The following is a 17,545-nucleotide window of genomic DNA, read 5'->3' on the forward strand; positions in this document are numbered from 1 at the left end:
ACCGCGCCTTTGAGGGCATGGCGTGTGGCACACTGACACATAGACACAACAAGTGAGGCGGATTGCATGACAGTTTCAAATGGCACAATACATACTGTTACTCTGAGAATCCACCGTTTCAGCCCCTTGGCCGACGGCGATCAAAACCACGGTTCAAGCCCGTTCGGTTCACGTTCAGGGCGCCGTTCAAATCCATTTGGCCGCATCGAGGATGCCTCGTCAGACACGCGCACCCGCACACGTGCTTCAAGCCCGTTCGGCCGGAAAGCAAACGACGACTCCACGGAACGCCCACCACACACGGGAAGTCCCTTCGACCGCACGACGCGCCACCGCACAGGCAGTCCATTTGGCGATACTTCTGACCAGACAGACGCCACCGCCTCGCTTAAAGCCCGTCATCCGCGCATCCGTGGCAGAAAAAGAGTCGAAGACTACGTAGTTCGGGCACGCTCTACCGATACGTTGCTTGATTGCCTCTTGACGATCAAGCGCACCATCGATCCAACGCTGTCGTTCAGGTATTCGTGCGGTCACGGGGTCTGCGGATCCGACGCGGTAGCCGTCAATGGCATTCCCACGCTGTTGTGCACCGCGACGGTGGGAGAATTCGCCAAACCCAATGGAGCCAACGACTCGGCGGCCTTTCGTCACAGTGCGGTTTCGAACGCTCATGCAACGTCCAACCGCGGCATAACCTCAAGGACAGCGGCCGTGGATTCGCACGTCAACGGAGCAGAGGCATCATCCGGAATACCGTCTTCGGAACAGACCCTCACAACCAACACCTCGTCAGCCCACGTCACGCAGGACGTGCATGGCTCGGCCACTTCAGGCAATCTCACCAAATCAGTGACGGTACCGCCCGAAACGGACTTGGAAACCGCAGCCACTTCAAGCCTGGGCGTCGTGGAGCTGGCACCACTACCCGGATTCCCGGTAGTACGCGACCTGATTGTCGACATCGCCCAGATGATGGACCAGATCAAGGCGCTTTCCCCCTATCTCAGGGCCGATGGAAAGCTTGCCACCACCACTGACGGGAAAATCGACATGTTCGAATACCTGCAAAGCCCCGAGGAGCTCAAGCGCATCGAACTGTTGAGCAATTGCATCTCGTGCGGCGTGTGCGAAGGCAGTTGCCCGGTCTACGCGGGCGGGGAGGCATTCGTCGGACCCGCAGCGTTGGTGTCCGCCTCACGGTTCATCAACGATTCCCGCGATACCGCCACCGCCGAACGACTCGAGGAAATCGCGTCGCAGGACGGCATCGCGGCCTGCCAGTCCGTGCGCGCCTGCTCACGCCGATGCCCCCGCGGCATAGATGTAGGCGAGGAAATGTGGCGTCTGACCGAACGCGTCAACGCACGGTGATTCCCTCCCGGTGAGGCTCACCACTACAGTGGTTTCCATGGATAAAATGTCATATACCAACGCGGCCAAAGCATGGGAACTGGCCGAGCAACACGCCCGACACATGGAAAGGCCGAGTCTGTCCGAAGCCCGAAATCAAGCGGAACAGGCCGGACTACAACAAGGCTCGCAAGCACAGGCTAATCTGCTGCGATTCATTGCATCCGCCATGAACGCCACTTCCGTCATCACGGTCGGCAGTGGTTCGATTATGGAGACATTGGAGCTGGTGGAGGCCTTGGGCAACGATAGTCTGCTTACCGCCGTTGATTCCTCGTCGCACGGCATCGGCCAAATCCGCAGGCTTTTCACCTCGATTGCCGACCAGGGGCAGGTCAAGACGACTCTGCGGGCCGTCAATGCGTCACCCGAGGCTTTTCTGCCCAGGCTCAATGCGGAAAGCTATGATTTGATTGCGGTATGCGGTGACGCAACGAATTATCAACCGACGTTCAACCAAGCCGCACGTCTGCTCAGAGGCCACGGCATTGTGGCCTTTACCGACATGTGCGGAACGGTTTCCAACGATCCGGATAAAGCCTCCATGATGCAGGAATTGCTGAAAGCCGTCGAAGAGGACGACCGTTTCGACAGCGCCCTGACCCCCACCGGGACCGGTTTGTTGCTGGCGGTGAAGCGGTAAACACTCAACAACAAGATCAGGCCGGTCCATCGATAACGTGCCAAACCATCGGCATAACGACAATGGACTGGCCGCAGTACACAATCCGCTGCGCCTGGCGGTTCGTGCCGGCAAACTCCGGTTCGGCGTTGAACACGGACGCCGGGTTCAACGCCCCATGCCGGCCTTAGCCAGCTGCACCGCATCTTCGGGCGTATCCGCCATAACGATGCGATCGACGTCCTCCGTCTTGATGAGCCCACGCTCGGCCACCGTTGCGCGCAGCCAATCCAGCAGGCCTTTCCAATAGGCAGAGTCATAGAGCACAACGGTTTTGGGCGAGGTTTTGTTTGTCTGCACCAAGGTGAGAATCTCAAACATCTCGTCAAGAGTGCCAAAACCGCCGGGACATACAATAATCGCCGATGAGTATTTGACGAACATCAGTTTGCGTACGAAGAAGTACCGGAAGTTCATGCCCAGATTGACCCAGGAGTTAAGCCTCTGTTCATGCGGCAATTCGATACCCAGCCCCACGGAGATCCCGCCTGCCTCGGCGGCGCCGCGGTTGACCGCCTCCATAATGCCAGGCCCACCACCGGTGATGGCCGCAAGACCTTCGCCTGCGATTAGCGTTCCAATGCGCCGTGCATCGCCGTATTCCTTTTCGTCGCGCCCGACTCGCGCCGAACCAAACACGCACATCGCCGGACCCAGGCCGGCCAATGCGTCGAACCCTTCGACGAATTCAGACTGAATACGTAATACGCGCCAAGGGTCTGCATGACGCCAATCACCCGCGTGACCTCCACCGGAATCGACACTATCGGGATCGGCCCGCAGCAAATTCTCATCCGAGGTATGGCTAGGAATCTGCGAACCACGCATCAGCACCGACCCGCGATGATACGTCTGACCCAAAGGCGAATCCGTCTGTTGCTCGTTCTTGTCTTCATGATCCTCATCTACACGCATCACTGCAATTCCTTCAACCCAACGTTCGTTAACGGCACCAGACTAACATGCGCCCTACAACCAGCTTGGACGTCGGCGCGCCACCGACAGAGATGACGTTGCGTCCATGCGTCCATAAGACGGTCATCACCGTCATGCAGCTCGTATCGCGGGAAGGCCGGTGACACTGATATCGAGCCTACAGACTCACACAAAGTTCGTCGCTGTAACCAAACGCATACATCCAGACAAAGCCCGACCGTTCGGACGGTGCTGACCGCAGACCGAACCCGCTACGCCCGGGACAATCTGCGTCCGATCACCGTTGTTCTACAACGCTAAGCTCGTCCACCCGAAACCTGCCCAGCAACCTGTCTGCTCCGACTCCGCAAAACCATCGTTTCACCGCCGCAACGCTTCGTACACCTTGGCTACGGCCCAGAACAGCGTGGAAAGCGTGACGATGATAAAACTCGGCGGCATCGGGAACATCACGGAAATGAGCAGCCCGCCGTAAATCGCCACCAGGCACAGCACACTCGCCACGATCATCGCCGCGAACGGTGAGCTCGTGACAATGTTGGCAGTGGCCGTCGGAGTGATGACCAGTGCGAAAATCAGCAAAGTACCTACGGCGGGCACTGCGATGGTGATGACCCCGGCCATCATCGCCATGAACAAACCGTTCATCAACATGATCGGCACGCCCTTGGCCTGTGCGACCTGCTCATCCAGGGAGCTGAACAGCAGCGGACGGTAGATCAATGCCAGTACGGCAAGAAGTATGATGTCGAATATGGCGAATCCCTTGACCTGCGTACCGGTGACGCTGAGAATCGAGCCGAACAGGATCGCCTGCATCTGTTGCGATGCCGCGCTCGACATGCGCGCGAAGAACAATCCAAGGCCGGTGGCGAAGGCAAGCACCGAACCCGTCGCGACCTCGCGCTGTGATGCCTTCTTGCCCAACATGCCGATCACAACAGCCCCCAGCAGGGCGAACAGGCCAAAACCGAAGGTCACCGGCAACCCCAGCAGCACCGCTCCGGTCGCACCTGGCAGGCCGATATCAGCCAAGGCGTGCGCCGTGAACGTCGAATGGCGGGCAATGGTGAAGTAGCCCATCACACCGGCCGCGATTGCGATGCACAATCCGGCTTCGAAGGCATGGATCATAAAAGGAGCCGTGAGCGTAATGGCCCAGTCCGGGTCGAAAGCAAAGCGTACGCCGTTCATTGCGACACCTCCTGATTGCGGGAATCCCCAGCATTGTCATGGATGTCATATCGACCACTGTGCCGCACATGATCAGTATGCCCCACATGGAAATAGGCGACTTCGTCCGGGTCGTGGGTGTCCGGCACCACGCCCCTTGGCTCGTCGTGGCTTGGGGTGACAAACATGTCGCCCTGCGGCGTCGTTACAACCTGCACGGTGGTGCCATAAAGATGCGTGAGCAGCTTCGCGTCAAGCACCTCGTTCATCTTGGCGTAATGCGGGTGTCCGTCCAGTAGATAGACCGCGCCATCGAGAATCGGCAGCAGCATGTTCAGATCGTGTGCGACGACCTGCACGGTGACGCCCAAGTCCTGGTTAAGCCGTGCGAGCACATGCACCACCTCCCGCTGCGAGGCAAGGTCAAGATTGGCCAGCGGCTCGTCAAGCATGATGAGTTTCGGCTCGCTGACCAACGCCTGAGCGATGGCCACCCGCTGACGCTGCCCGCCCGAGAGCTGCGAAAGCCGACGACCGGCTTGGTCGTCGATACCGACGAATCGCATCACCTGTCGCACCTTGTCGCGCTCGGATGCGCGCACGGGCCGCAGCCCGAAACGCGTGCCGGTCAGTCCGAGTGTCACCGACTGCCTAGCGGTCAGATTGGTTTCGATGTCACTGGCGTAATCCTGCGGCACATAGCCAATGCACCCGTTCATATGACCCGGCTTGCAGCCGAAGATCCTAATCGAGCCGCCATGCAACGGCACCAGTCCGAGCTCGGTTTTCATCATGGTCGTCTTACCGGCACCATTCGTGCCGACGATGGCCGTCACCGTACCCGCTGGAATCGTAAACGTTCCACGACTCCAGATCAGACGGCCATCTCTGCGCACGCTGGCGTCGCGGAACTCGAAGGCGGGAGGTTCTCCCGGCTTCCCGTCGCCCGTGACAGAGACGTTCGACGCAGCGACCCTGCCGTCAGCTGGGTCAATGTCGTACGTTCCGACCATGTCCGACCTCCTCGCTTTCCAAATTGACCGTTGTTCCCCGGCTCCTAAAACCCGTAAACCGGCTGACCGTCCCCCGAATTCACGACCTGTCCGCATAGGCCAGACCAAACCCTGGCACCTTGAATTCAAGTATCTATGTATTGTGGGCCTTCGATTCCTTGCCCGCCCCCGTCGCCATCGCCCGCTCGACGTGATCGGCCAGCATGCCAATCCAATCGTTCAGCGTCCGCCGATCCGGGGGGATTTGTTCGGTAACGTTGACCACCGGCACGCCGGACTGCCCCGCCAACTTCACCAGCGCCTTCGTCGTGGCATCGGCCTCCTGTTCGTTGTTGACGAGCATGGCGACCTTGCCCTCGGCCAGCACGTTACGGAACGCCTTCAAATCGGCCGGGGCCGGCTCCCCATCCGAGGCCACGGCACGGGCGAAGCCCACGGGCGTGCCGTCCGTCAAGCCCATGTCCTTGAGCAGATAGTAGACGACTGCCTCAGTTGCAGCATATGAAACGCCACCGTGTTCTGAGGAGATCTGCCGGAAGCGTTGTTCAAGGCTTCGCTCGGTTTCCATCCATGCTTCAAGCCGCGCGGAGAAGGTCTTCGCCTTATCGGGGCGTTGTTTGACGAAGGCGGACTCCAGCTCCCTGGCGACTTTTTTCCTGGCGTTGGAGGAAAACCACAGGTGCGGGTTATCGCCCTCTTTGGCACCCGCCGCTTCGGCCGCGCTGATGTCGATGGCGTCCGAACTGGAATGCTCAAGGTTTTTGGTGGCCCACGCATCGTAGCCAATGCCGTTGGTCAGTGTCACGTCCGCTTTTTCAAGACGTGCGACATCACTGGTTTTCGGTTCAAAATCGTGAGCGTCGACCGCAATGGAATCGACAATCGAGGTCACATGCACATCCGGTCCGCCGACTTGCCGGGCGAGCGTGCCCCACTGGTTCACCGATGCCACCACTGTGATGGGACCGTCGTGCCTGGATGCCTCGTTCGTCGTTCCGCAAGCCGCAAGGCCTAAGAAGAGCGACACCGCCGCAACTGTGGCGAGCACACGAATCACCATGCGGTTCATGCGAATCATCTGCCGTTTCCCCTAAGTTTCGTGGACATCATTTCCGTCAGACCATCATCCGCTCTTACCTGCACGCCGCAGATAACGGCAACGATAATTCGCCCGACAAATCAAGATATACACCAGCAACTTGACAATGATTCTCATTTTCAACTTAAATAGCTCGACATCATATGACCCCCACATACGCGCCACGAAACGTTGCCGTGCCTTTTGCGCAAACCCCCGGCCCCCATCCTGAAAGGACGCGGTCCATGCAACCGCACTCACCTAGGCACGCACAGGCCACGGCCGGACGCCTCGACATCGAGCCGAAAGCAGTCCGACCGGAACGCACGGCATATGGTACGTTACATTTGCGGCACTTCCGGCATTTGCGGCACTTCGGGAGACCGCGAGGCCTGGGGCTCGTCCATTGCGTCAAGCCTGTCGGCAATACGTGTCAGCAACTTCACGGTCTGCTCGTCCGGAGCCGGAGTCTTGGGTTTCTCGGCGTCCTCCCCGCCGGCCTTGGACGACGAGTGCAGCAGTTTCGATGATACGTCGCGGAATTTGTTGACGGGCACGACGATGCAGAAGTACACCACCGCGGCGATGACCAGGAAGTTCAGCAAGGCGCCTAGGATCGCACCGAACGAAATAGTGGCGTGGTTGGAGGTGATGGTCAAAGTTTTGCTCAGATCCGGTTTGCCGAACAGCATCGAAATCAGCGGATTGATCAGATTGTCAACTATCGAGTTGACGACAGCGGTGACGGCGCCGCCTACGACGACGCCAACCGCCAAATCAATCATGTTGCCACGTTCTATGAATTTCCTGAACCCCTGTAACATATCGTCCCCTTTGAGCAACGTAGTAAAACCACTCCGTACTTCGTCATTATAGGCACCATTCGCCCCGCATTTCAGGCTACCCCTACAGCGAAGCACGGCACAAGCGACGAACGTAGGACACCGCGCACATGCCCGATGTCTGGTTCCGACGGATACGTACCCGCCCGATGCGGCATTGCATTGAACGAACCATAACAATGTGAAGCATGAAAACACATAAAAAGACAGAGAAAAAGTGCGCCCGGCAGGATTCGAACCTGTAACCTGCTGATCCGTAGTCAGCTGCTCTAATCCATTGGGCTACGGGCGCAACATCATCAACCACAAGATTGACGACTCGTCTAGTATAGCCCAATTGACGGATTTTTACCACTCATCGGTGAGTCCCAAGAAATTCCAACGATTTGACCTCTGATTACTCCTTCCGATATTCTGCGAAACGAGCATCTTCCGACATTACCGCAGACAACCGGAGGGTCGCCCCCCCCATCAGTGAACCCCGAACGCAAGAGCATCGATTTTCCATGTTGAGCTGTTTGCCAGCCTTCTTCAGCGCACTCCCGAAACGCTCGGGTTAGGTGGCGGCGTTATCCGTGAAGCGCTTCTTGACAGAAGCCGTTCGGGCTACGTTGCCTCGTCGGAATGCTCGTCGGTCACCTTGAAATCGTCACTCTACGTCGCACCCAAGCCATTGCACCGAAAATCCTTCCGTCATCCGCGTTCCTCCCATTGACCACCAGCGTCGCAACGGAGTCGAAGGCCTGGAATTGATCGATAAAACAGACCCGCCAGACGGACAAGGATACGACCGTATCCTTGATGGTTTGCGACCAGATCCCTGACGACGAACGTGAATGACTGCATGATTCCCCCCCCCTTGATCCGGATGCCCGGCGCAAGCTTGGCAGATGCACGTCGCCGGCCAGGCCTTTCAAACCACTTTGCACGCAGAACAACGATAGACTTCTCAGACGGTCCCAAATATGTTCACCTCACATACAAATTGAGGACTCGTACGTGACGGCACATTGCTCACATAACCCCTGCAGGTGCCGGCAACATCTTTCGCGCTGGTTTCCCCTAGGGGGGCGGTGCACCACGGCGCGAGGGGAGAGGAACTCCCCCGCCCGACGCCTCTAAGCCTTTGAAAACCACAAGGTAACGACTCGACCAAACGCATTCGTTTCCGTTTGTAACGTTCAAGACAGAGCGTGACTTTGGACAGAATCAAAGCGGATAGCCCATATGCTGCTGCCGAATTCCCTCGGACAAGCCGCCGATTTCATTGATCGACACCCGAATTCACGCCCTGCGCGACGAATACGATTCCAACGAAGAGGACATGACATACCGCGCTTGAGGCGCGGACGCCTTAACGAAGAACAACCAAGGAACGCGATAACGACCATTCCACAATGAACTCCCCTACCATGAGGGCACACACCAATCATCTGCGGCCGCTTTCTCATGATCTGCACTGATATCGGGCGCAGTATGCACGCAAGGTCACTTGGCGCTGATGGTGCCGAGGGCCCACGGTCTCGCATCGACATGCTGTCCATAAAGTAAACCATGCTAACAATTCCTGGGATGTGCTATACTCGTCCGCTTAGGCGATGTACGAGAGAGAACGTTGCCTGAAATTGGTCTAACAACGCCTGTTACAGGCCGAAAGCTTCCCCCCAAGGAGGTGGAAAACCACTAATGAAAGAGTATATACAGCGATTAGGGCGATCCCTGATGCTTCCCGTGGCGACGCTGCCCGCAGCCGCCCTGTTCATCGGTATCGCAAACTGGATCGACCCCAAGAACGTGAATATCGTTTCGGCCTTCCTGTTCAAAACCGGCAACACCATCACCGGCAACCTAGGCATTCTATTCGCCATCGGTCTGGCGATCGGAATGGCCAAGGACAAGAACGGCGCCTCCGCACTTGCAGGTCTGGTCGGATTCCTGACCGTGACATCCCTGCTCGGTCCGACCAACGCCGGCGCCTTCCTCGGCTTTGACGGCTCGGCTGCACACCCTGTTCCCCCGGCTTTCAACGCGGTCGACAACAGCAACGTTTTCTTCGGCATTCTGACCGGCCTTATCGCAGCCGCTCTTTACAACAAATTCCGTGACACCAAGCTCCCCACGGCGTTGGCCTTCTTCAGCGGCCGCCGTCTGGTTCCGATCCTGTCCGTCGCGGCCATGGCGGTGGTCTCGCTGTTCATGCTGTTCGCATGGCCCTTCGCCTTCAACGCTCTGACCATGTTCGGCAAGGCCATTGTGGGTCTGGGCTGGTTCGGTGCCGGTCTCTATGGCTTCTTCAACCGTCTGCTCATCCCCACCGGCCTGCACCATGCTCTGAACAATGTGTTCTGGTTCAATATCGCAGGCATCAACGATATCGGCAACTTCTGGTCCGGCAAGGGCACCTTCGGCGTCACCGGCATGTACCAGGCCGGCTTCTATCCCGTGCTTATGTTCGGACTGCCCGCCGCCGCCTTCGCCATCTACCGTTGCGCGAAGCCTGAAAACAAGAAGCAGACCAAGTCCCTGATGATGGCCGCGGCCTTCGCCACCTTCTTCACCGGCGTGAGCGAACCCCTCGAATTCTCCTTCATGTTCGACGCCTGGCCGCTCTACATCGTTCACGCGGTGCTCATGGGCATCTCCGTGGCCTTCGCCGCCTTCATGCACTGGACCTCGGGCTTCAACTTTTCCGCTGGTCTGGTCGACTACGTGCTGGCCTTCAGGTCCCCGATGGCGGACAAGCCGTACATGCTGCTCGTACAGGGCGTGGTCATGGCTCTGCTCTACTACTTCGTCTTCACCTTCATGATCAAGAAGTTCAACCTCAAGACTCCGGGTCGCGAGGACGTCAGCACGAACGACGACACTGACGCGGTCGCCAAGGCCAACGGCGTTGACAGGTTCGTCGTCATGGCCGACCGCTTCTTCAAGGCGCTCGGCGGTTCCGACAATCTCAAGGTCGTCGACAACTGCACCACGCGCCTGCGCCTGACCGTGGCCGACAGCGGCATCATCGACCAGGCCGCCATCAAGGCGGCTGGTGCCGCCGGTGTCAAGATCATCAGCAAAGACAACGTCCAGATCATCGTCGGCACCGAGGTTCAGTTCGTGGCCGATGCCCTCGAGGAGTTCCGTTCCCATGCCCGCGAGCCGCTTACCGACGAGGCCTCACGTGCACAGGTCGAAGCGGACATGGCCGCGGTCCCCGTCGAGTCCGCCTCCGAATCGGTGACGCAGGATATCGTCGCCCCGACCGAAGGAAAGCTCATCCCGATCGAACAGGTCTCCGACGAGACCTTCGCCGAGAAGATGCTTGGCGACGGCTATGCCGTGCAGCCCACGAACGGTGATGTCCGTGCGCCTCTGGACGGAACCGTCTCCACGGTCTTCCCGACCAAGCACGCCATCGGCATCATCACCGACTCGGGTCTTGAGGTGCTGCTGCACATGGGCATCGACACCGTTCAGCTCAAAGGCACCCCCTTCACCGTCCTCGTCAAGGAGGGCGACGTGTTGACCGCCGGTCAGAAGGTCGCCGAAGCCGATCTGGACGCCATCAAGGCCGCAGGCAAAGGCACCGACATGATCGTTGTCTTCACCAACGGCGACAAGGTAGCCTCGCTTAAGGTCAACCCCTCCGGCAACGTCAAAGTCGGCGAGGTCGTTGGATCCGTGACCAGCAAGTAGGCACGGCCAAAAGCCGGGTGTGTGGTCCGTCCGTTCATCGGTTTTGAACGATGACCCATACACCCGGCTTTTGCGTACCCAGATAAGGTCCATCGTCTCTACGGCCCTCGTGTCCTACCGGTAGCCCCTCGGCGGGCATTGTGGGCACGCACAAATTGAGTTGTGCGTGCCCACAATGCCCGCCGGGTCAAACCGATGCAAGAGCCTGGCGGGAATCAGGCCTTGGCGACCTTCACTGTAAGATCTTTGGCTTCGGCGTCGGAGTTGACATCGATCGACGTGGCCAAGGTCTCATGGGCGATCAGATCACGGAACCGCTCGACCTTCGGCACGTCGACCGCAGGGACGTTAAGCGTCAGGGCGATACGGTCGGCGATGTCAAGCCCGGCGTCCTTACGCGTGTCCTGCACGGCACGGATGGCGTCACGGGCATAGCCTTCGGCCTCCAGTGCGTCCGTCATCTCGGTGTCGAGAATCACGAAGCCACCGGAGGGCAATGCTGCGGAGACCACGCTCGCGCGGCCCTCGTCACCGTCCTTCTCGACCTGGTTGACCAAGGTGTATTCACCCTGTACAAGAGCGACTTCGCCGCTCGGCGTCGAAACGACGGGAGCCCCGGTCTCCGCATCGACGCGCCAGTCACCGGACTTGGAGGCCTTAATGGCGGACTGCACCTGTTTGCCGAGCCTCGGTCCCGCCGCACGAGCATTGACCTTAAGGTCATGAATGATCTTCAGACCGTGATTGGATGCGTCTGCGAGCGTGGAGAATTCGACGTTCTTCACATTGAGTTCGGTTTTGAGGATACCGCTGTACGCCTCGACGCCCTCAGGGTCATCGACCAGCACCGTGAGATTGGCCAACGGCTGACGCACTCGAATCTGCGAGGCCTTGCGCAACGACAGGACGCCGGAGACGACCTCGCGCACCTGCTCCATGGCGACGACGAGCGCCGGATCATCGACCAGCACACGCCCCAGTTCGGTGGCCTCGCCCTTGTCGAGCGCATCCGGCGAAAGCGCATCCGCCCCGGCGCCACACGAGCCTTGGCCGGCCTCGGTGACGAACGGCCACTGCGCCAAATGCACCGACTCCCCCCCGGTCAGACCACGCCACACGGACTCGGCCTCCATCGGGGCGAGCGGCGCCATGACGCGCATCAGCACCTCGAGCACGGTGTAAAGTGTGTCGAAAGCGCGCCTATCCTCGTTCCAGAAACGCTCGCGGTTGTTGCGGATGTACCAGTTGGTGAGCATGTCGATGAAGTCCTGCACCTGGGCGCAGGCATCGGAGATGGCGAAGGTGTCGAGCGCGTGCTCCACCGACTCCACCAGACGGCGCGTGCGAGCCAAGAGATACCGGTCCATGTTCGGCAGGCCGGACACCTCGTCGGGATGCAACTGATGGGCATCGTATCCCTTCCCGCCGTTCGCGGCGTTGGCATAGAGCGTGAAGAAGTAATAGGAGCTCCACACCGGCAGCAGCACCTGACGCACCGTGTCGCGAATGCCGTCGGCGGTGACGATGAGGTTGCCGCCGCGCAGGATCGGCGAGGACATGAGGAACCAGCGCATCGCGTCGGAGCCATAGTCGTTGAACACGCCATTGACGTCCGGGTAATTGCGCAGGTGCTTACTCATCTTCTGGCCGTCGTCGCCAAGCACGATGCCGTGGCAGATGACGTTCTTGAACGCCGGCCTGTCGAACAGCGCCGTGGCCATCACATGCAGCAAGTAGAACCAGCCGCGGGTCTGGCCGATGTACTCGACCACATAGTCCGCCGGGAAATGCTGCTCGAAGTACTCCTTGTTCTCGAAGGGATAATGGAACTGGGCGAACGGCATGGAACCGGATTCGAACCAGCAGTCAAGCACATCGGTGATACGGTGCATATGTGATCGACCGGTCGGGTCGTCAGGGTTGACCCGTGTGAGGTTGTCGATATAAGGCCGGTGCATGTTGACTTTGCCCTCACCATCGCGCGGATAGTCACCGAAGTCGGCCTTGAGATCCTCCAGCGAACCATACACGTCCACACGCGGGTACTTCGGATCGTCGGAGACCCACACCGGAATCGGCGAGCCCCAGAAGCGGTTGCGCGAAATCGACCAGTCACGGGCGTTCTTGAGCCACTTGCCGAACTGGCCGTCCTTGACGTTGTCGGGAATCCAATTGATCAACTGGTTATTGGCCAGCAGACGATCCTTGATCTTGGTCACGGAGACGAACCACGAGGAGACCGGCTTGTAGATCAGCAGGGTGCCGCAACGCCAGCAGTGCGGATAGGAGTGAACGTAGCTCTTCTCCTGGAAAAGCAGGGCGCGACGGTCTTCGGGCACCTGGGCCAAAGGACCGTCACCATTGCGTAGGTTGCGCAAAATGGGAAGGTTCGCGTCGAACACGTACATGCCTTCATAATCGGGGCACGCGGAGGTGAAGCTGCATCCCTCGTCGAGCACGTCGACGGAGTTGACCCCGGCGGCGGTGAGCGTGTTCATATCGTCTTCACCATATGGAGCCTGATGGACCAGGCCAGTGCCTTCGACGGTGTCGACATAATCCGCGGCCATGATCTGGTACGCGTTGGGCCCGGGCACATGACCCTCGGACTCGGCCTGATCACCCGCGAAGTACGGAAAGACCGGCCAGTAGCGGCGGCCGACCAGATCGCTGCCTTTGAGCTCTCGCACCACCTCGTAGTTCTCGCCGAGTTCCTTGGCGTACGAGCCCACCAGCGGCTTGCCCAGATAGAACTTCTTGCCCGCGAACTTGCCTTCGGTCGGTTTTACCTCAACGTAGTCGATGTCCTGACCCACCACGATCAGGAAGTTGGTGGGCGTGGTCCACGGGGTTGTCGTCCAGAAGACGGCGTAGGCATCGTCCTCGTCGCGCATCTTGACGGCCACGGAGACGGTCGTGTCCTGCCGATCCTGATACACGTCGGCATCCATGCGCAACTCGTGCGCGGAAAGCGGGGTGCGGTCCTTGGGGCAGTACGGCAGCACGCGGTAGCCCTTGTAGGCCAAGCCCTTGTCGTAGAGGGTCTTGAACGCCCACATCACCGACTCCATGTAGCTGGTGTCGAGCGTCTTGTAGCCATGCTCGAAATCGACCCAACGGGCCTGGCGGTGAACGTAGTCCTTCCACTCGTTGGTGTATTTAAGCACGGAGGCGCGGCAGGCGGCGTTGAACTTTTCGATGCCCATCTGCTCGATCTGGTCGACCGACTCGATGCCCAGCTCTTTCTGCGCCTCAAGTTCGGCGGGCAGGCCGTGGGTGTCCCAGCCGAAGACGCGATTGACCCTGCGGCCCTTCATGGTCTGATAGCGAGGAATGACATCCTTGGCGTAACCGGTCAAAAGGTGGCCGTAGTGCGGCAGGCCGTTGGCGAACGGCGGCCCGTCGAAGAAGACGAACTCATTGTCGCTGTGGTCCCCCGACGGGTTGCGATCGATGGACTTTTCGAAGGTGTCGTCCTTGTCCCAGTAATCCAGTACCGCTTCCTCCATCTTCGGGAAGCTCGGATTCGGTGCGACGCTCGAACCGACCGCGCCTACCGCGGCCTTGGGATAAACATGATTGGCATTGGTGGTTTCGTTCACCGCTACTCTCCTCGCTCGCAGGTTCATATCAACTACCTGCGAGGACGATGGATGCCATGCGACGTACTGCTTCCGTCCGCACACCACCACCGCGGTACCACCCCGCTTGCCGCGTCAACGCACCTCGGCGCAGCCACTTGAAGTCGAGCTGTCTCGGGCTCTCCCGTCGGTTCTAATAAGTCACGAAACAAGCCACGCCCGCAACCGTTCTTCCGAAAGCTCCCCGCCGATAACGGATCAGCGCTTGTACTGATAGATGCTAGCACACCAGTCGGATAGCGGCCACGAACCGTTTCACGCTTTGGAATCCATGGCTGCAGCCGTTCGCTATGAACGGACAGGCATACGCGCGTAGACACCCACACTGTGACCCAGAATCTTTCGGAAAACGCATCGATCCAAGGCGGACACGGACAATGAATCGTCTGACGACGATAACCGCAGCCTCCCCAATCCACCTCACTTCGTGCCTCTAGCCGGTCATAAATGCCTCTAACCGCTCACTCCTGCCCTTTACCGTTAATTATTTGTCGACAAAATATACGTTTGGAGGCACTATTGACCGGTTAGAGGCACGAAGTTGGGGAAACCACACGATCATTGGGTGACACAGGAGGGCGAATGGATCTTTTGCCCGTTCGCATCAAGTCCTAAGCGAAAAGAAAAACGGGACATCCTCATCGCAGGGCGTGTCGCCGACGGCAAGCGCCAACTACGAGCGCAACTACGCCGGTAAAGAGGGCAGGAAGCAGGATGCGATGCCGCCATTCCTTTGGAGCCTCACCGCCTGTCATGGGCAACGAGGCGACCACGGGCATGGTGGTATCGAACTTCACTGTGGACGAGACGTTGGGCTCTCCGCTGCCCATCGACGTCGGTTCTTCGGCGGCCGGGGCGTCCTTTGCCTGCATCTGCGAGTCACCTTTAAGCAGTACTCCATCAGGTATCGGCAACGTGAACGTGCCATCGTTGGAACCTGAGGCCGGACAGGTTGCGCCGACGATGTTGCCGGTGCCGGAATTTCAGGTCGGCGTTGTGGAAACAGGCGACGAACCGGTCGGCCAGGTCACGGTCACCGAAAACCTGGTTTCCTCGACACGATTGGGCTGCTTGGACGTATCGCCGGAACTGAAGACGGCAGCAGAGACCGTACGGGTCCGCTTGTTGAAGGTCGCTCCTTCAATTGACGGAGCGACCAGATCAGTCCGTCTGCCCGCCGAGAACGCGTAATCCGAATTGCCGGCCAAGGTCGTCATCAGCCGCGCGCGGAACACATATGGCATGCCCTGACCGACATCGTCGGCATCGGACAACGCGGATATCGGAAACATGGCCGACCAGTTACAGGCGGTCGAAGAGCATGAGGTCGTATCCAACGTTACGTCATTAGCCGCGGCGGGCGTGCCGTCGCTTGGATTCGTCGAGTCAGGGGTGCCCTTGGGCATCAGCGCGACTTCGATCTTGTCGCCGGATTGCACCGCCCGGATACCGCCACCTTGCGGAACCGTACCGGAAACCTTCAACTTATCAATTTCTCCGCCGTTCATCCACGGGAATACCAAATCATTGGAGACGATGGGCGACGGAACCCATAGCGCATATAGCGTCACATCGTCGGTTGGCGTGTACGAGCTGCCCAACGCGTAATCAGGAGAAGTTACGTTGGCTTTACTGCTCCACCCAGCCAAGCGATAGCCGGAACGAGTGAAACCGGAACCAGAAGCCAAGGTGACACCCGGATGGTCGGGCCATCCGCCTCTCATATCAGCCGTCGACCCTGTTCCTCCATTGGCGTTGAATGAGACAGTATACGGACGGCCATGCCAAGCCATTTTTGAAGGTGATGGAATGCCGCCATCAAAGGGCTCTCCAGTCCACATACCATCATCCCTGTACCAGTGCATGCCAGGCCACGCACTGGTAACATCATCGCGAAAGGATGCCGCTGGCAAAGTCTGATTGGCACCGATGCGGATGAAACGGATGCCCGGAGAATCAGAAAACATCGCATCCTTGGTACGGATTCGAGAAAAATCCCACTTCGACATATCCCTCGAAGATAGAGACCCCAAGTATTCGAACATGTACCGCAGATTTTGTGCATTCGATTGGCCAGACTGACCCAAATCCCATTTATCCAGACCTGTAATTGAAGTAAGTAGATGATTATCGGCAAACATGCTCTCAAAATCGGACACCCGTGAAATGTCGAGCTTGCCTAAATCGGCGGACCGCAGATTCGAGGCGAACCGGTTACCGGTGTCCAAATCATATCCCTCAAATAAGCGGTTCGCCAATATCGCAGATACATGTCCGGAAACGACTATCCGAGTTATCGTCCGATTACCATACCAAACGATGCTTCTTTGCGTACCATAGTCCGGTATTGTGCCACTTTCCGACTCAAGAACGCAATCGTCGCCATCGTCGCTAAGATGAATATTGTGAAGTAACGTTCCACCCGTGCCGGACCATGGCGTATGAGCGGGAACCGTACCGCATGTAACGCCTTGCGGCGAAACCACCGTTTTTGTTTGTGGCGAATTAGTTTGAGAACCTACCTGCGCCGAATTGCCCGAGGCCGGGAATCAAGCCGTTTAGCCCCCCCCCCGATTGAATTTCTATCAGTCGAAGACGCAGGACCAGAATCAGACAGAGCGGAGGCAGTGGATTCGGAGGTTAAAGAAGACTGTGCAAAGGTCGAGGAATCCCCCCCCCGGATGCAGATTGTGAAACGTGGGGGGGGGCACTGGAACGTTCAGCCGCAAACGCCGGCTGGGTAGTCATCGCGAACAAGACCGCCGCTACGGCAACCGGCCATCGCCTTTCGAGCTGCACCGTGTATGCCCATCCGAAACCCTCCTATACACCGCTCAAACACCAACACATCCGACACAACCGATGACGTCGTCAGCGACCGCCAAGCAATTACGTATCGCACACCTAAGTCAAATATAGACTGTCTCGGCCACAAATCAGACGCCTGACGCCATCAACCCGACCTCGCCGCCCGACATACCTAAGCCCCCCCCCACGATAACAAATCATCACTGGTGGTTGTCGCTCCATCACGTCATTGGTAGCGTCTAACACAGGCCACCGGGTGTGGAAATTCGCGC

11 protein-coding genes and 1 tRNA gene are annotated in these 17,545 nt (G+C 58.6%); 3 read left to right on the plus strand and 9 right to left on the minus strand.

The genetic code is table 11. From position 1 onward, the window contains the following. Positions 1-408 precede the first annotated feature (408 nt). Positions 409-1,374: a succinate dehydrogenase/fumarate reductase iron-sulfur subunit gene (locus tag BBOH_RS01725; protein ID WP_035140115.1), complete on the plus strand. Its 966-nt coding sequence runs from the start codon at positions 409-411 to the stop codon at positions 1,372-1,374. A 37-nt stretch (positions 1,375-1,411) separates the two neighbouring features. Next, positions 1,412-2,056 (plus strand): O-methyltransferase, encoded by a 645-nt coding sequence (locus BBOH_RS01730; RefSeq protein ID WP_033520726.1) that lies wholly within the window; start codon positions 1,412-1,414, stop codon positions 2,054-2,056. Positions 2,057-2,203: 147 nt separating this feature from the next. On the opposite strand, the gene BBOH_RS01735 is transcribed toward BBOH_RS01730, so the two are convergent. The 6 genes from BBOH_RS01735 to BBOH_RS01760 form a co-directional block, all read right to left on the minus strand. Beyond that, a complete protein-coding gene (locus tag BBOH_RS01735) occupies positions 2,204-3,010 on the minus strand; it encodes an LOG family protein (protein WP_081930258.1) in 807 nt (268 codons plus the stop codon). Between the two features lie 381 nt (positions 3,011-3,391). Beyond that, positions 3,392-4,225: a metal ABC transporter permease gene (locus BBOH_RS01740; RefSeq protein WP_033520419.1), complete on the minus strand. Its 834-nt coding sequence runs from the start codon at positions 4,223-4,225 to the stop codon at positions 3,392-3,394. After that, positions 4,222-5,217 (minus strand): metal ABC transporter ATP-binding protein, encoded by a 996-nt coding sequence (locus tag BBOH_RS01745; RefSeq protein WP_081930259.1) that lies wholly within the window; start codon positions 5,215-5,217, stop codon positions 4,222-4,224. The genes BBOH_RS01740 and BBOH_RS01745 overlap by 4 nt, the downstream gene beginning before the upstream one ends. Positions 5,218-5,350: 133 nt before the next feature. Then, positions 5,351-6,295 carry a metal ABC transporter solute-binding protein, Zn/Mn family gene (locus BBOH_RS01750; protein ID WP_052118113.1) on the minus strand — a complete coding sequence of 315 codons (945 nt, stop codon included), beginning with the start codon at positions 6,293-6,295 and terminating at the stop codon, positions 5,351-5,353. A gap of 341 nt (positions 6,296-6,636) precedes the next feature. Then, positions 6,637-7,119: a large conductance mechanosensitive channel protein MscL gene (gene mscL, locus BBOH_RS01755; protein ID WP_044098020.1), complete on the minus strand. Its 483-nt coding sequence runs from the start codon at positions 7,117-7,119 to the stop codon at positions 6,637-6,639. Between the two features lie 236 nt (positions 7,120-7,355). Further along, positions 7,356-7,429: transfer RNA gene (locus BBOH_RS01760), tRNA-Arg, on the minus strand. A gap of 1,394 nt (positions 7,430-8,823) precedes the next feature. Between BBOH_RS01760 and nagE the strand changes: the two genes are divergently transcribed. After that, positions 8,824-10,824 carry an N-acetylglucosamine-specific PTS transporter subunit IIBC gene (gene nagE / locus BBOH_RS01765; RefSeq protein ID WP_033520420.1) on the plus strand — a complete coding sequence of 667 codons (2,001 nt, stop codon included), beginning with the start codon at positions 8,824-8,826 and terminating at the stop codon, positions 10,822-10,824. A 215-nt stretch (positions 10,825-11,039) separates the two neighbouring features. Here the strand turns inward: nagE and ileS are convergent, their stop codons facing one another. From ileS to BBOH_RS01780, 3 genes are all read right to left on the minus strand, one after another. After that, on the minus strand, positions 11,040-14,426 hold the full coding sequence (gene ileS / locus BBOH_RS01770; protein ID WP_033520421.1) for an isoleucine--tRNA ligase: 3,387 nt from the start codon (positions 14,424-14,426) through the stop codon (positions 11,040-11,042). A 677-nt stretch (positions 14,427-15,103) separates the two neighbouring features. Continuing rightward, positions 15,104-15,337 carry a hypothetical protein gene (locus BBOH_RS01775; RefSeq protein WP_033520422.1) on the minus strand — a complete coding sequence of 78 codons (234 nt, stop codon included), beginning with the start codon at positions 15,335-15,337 and terminating at the stop codon, positions 15,104-15,106. Positions 15,338-15,448: 111 nt separating this feature from the next. After that, a complete protein-coding gene (locus BBOH_RS01780) occupies positions 15,449-16,693 on the minus strand; it encodes an InlB B-repeat-containing protein (protein WP_074428497.1) in 1,245 nt (414 codons plus the stop codon). Between the last annotated feature and the right edge of the window lie 852 nt (positions 16,694-17,545).

Source organism: Bifidobacterium bohemicum DSM 22767, from assembly GCF_000741525.1.
GTDB classification, from domain to species: domain Bacteria; phylum Actinomycetota; class Actinomycetes; order Actinomycetales; family Bifidobacteriaceae; genus Bifidobacterium; species Bifidobacterium bohemicum.

Bases quoted from the DNA above. Each gene is read 5' to 3' on its own strand.
- nagE (WP_033520420.1), top strand. From the start codon at position 8,824: ATGAAAGAGTATATACAGCGATTAGGGCGATCCCTGATGCTTCCCGTG.
- BBOH_RS01730 (WP_033520726.1), top strand. From the start codon at position 1,412: ATGGATAAAATGTCATATACCAACGCGGCCAAAGCATGGGAACTGGCC.
- BBOH_RS01775 (WP_033520422.1), bottom strand. From the start codon at position 15,337: ATGCAGGCAAAGGACGCCCCGGCCGCCGAAGAACCGACGTCGATGGGC.
- BBOH_RS01750 (WP_052118113.1), bottom strand. From the start codon at position 6,295: ATGATTCGCATGAACCGCATGGTGATTCGTGTGCTCGCCACAGTTGCG.
- BBOH_RS01745 (WP_081930259.1), bottom strand. From the start codon at position 5,217: ATGGTCGGAACGTACGACATTGACCCAGCTGACGGCAGGGTCGCTGCG.
- mscL (WP_044098020.1), bottom strand. From the start codon at position 7,119: ATGTTACAGGGGTTCAGGAAATTCATAGAACGTGGCAACATGATTGAT.
- BBOH_RS01735 (WP_081930258.1), bottom strand. From the start codon at position 3,010: ATGCGTGTAGATGAGGATCATGAAGACAAGAACGAGCAACAGACGGAT.
- BBOH_RS01740 (WP_033520419.1), bottom strand. From the start codon at position 4,225: ATGAACGGCGTACGCTTTGCTTTCGACCCGGACTGGGCCATTACGCTC.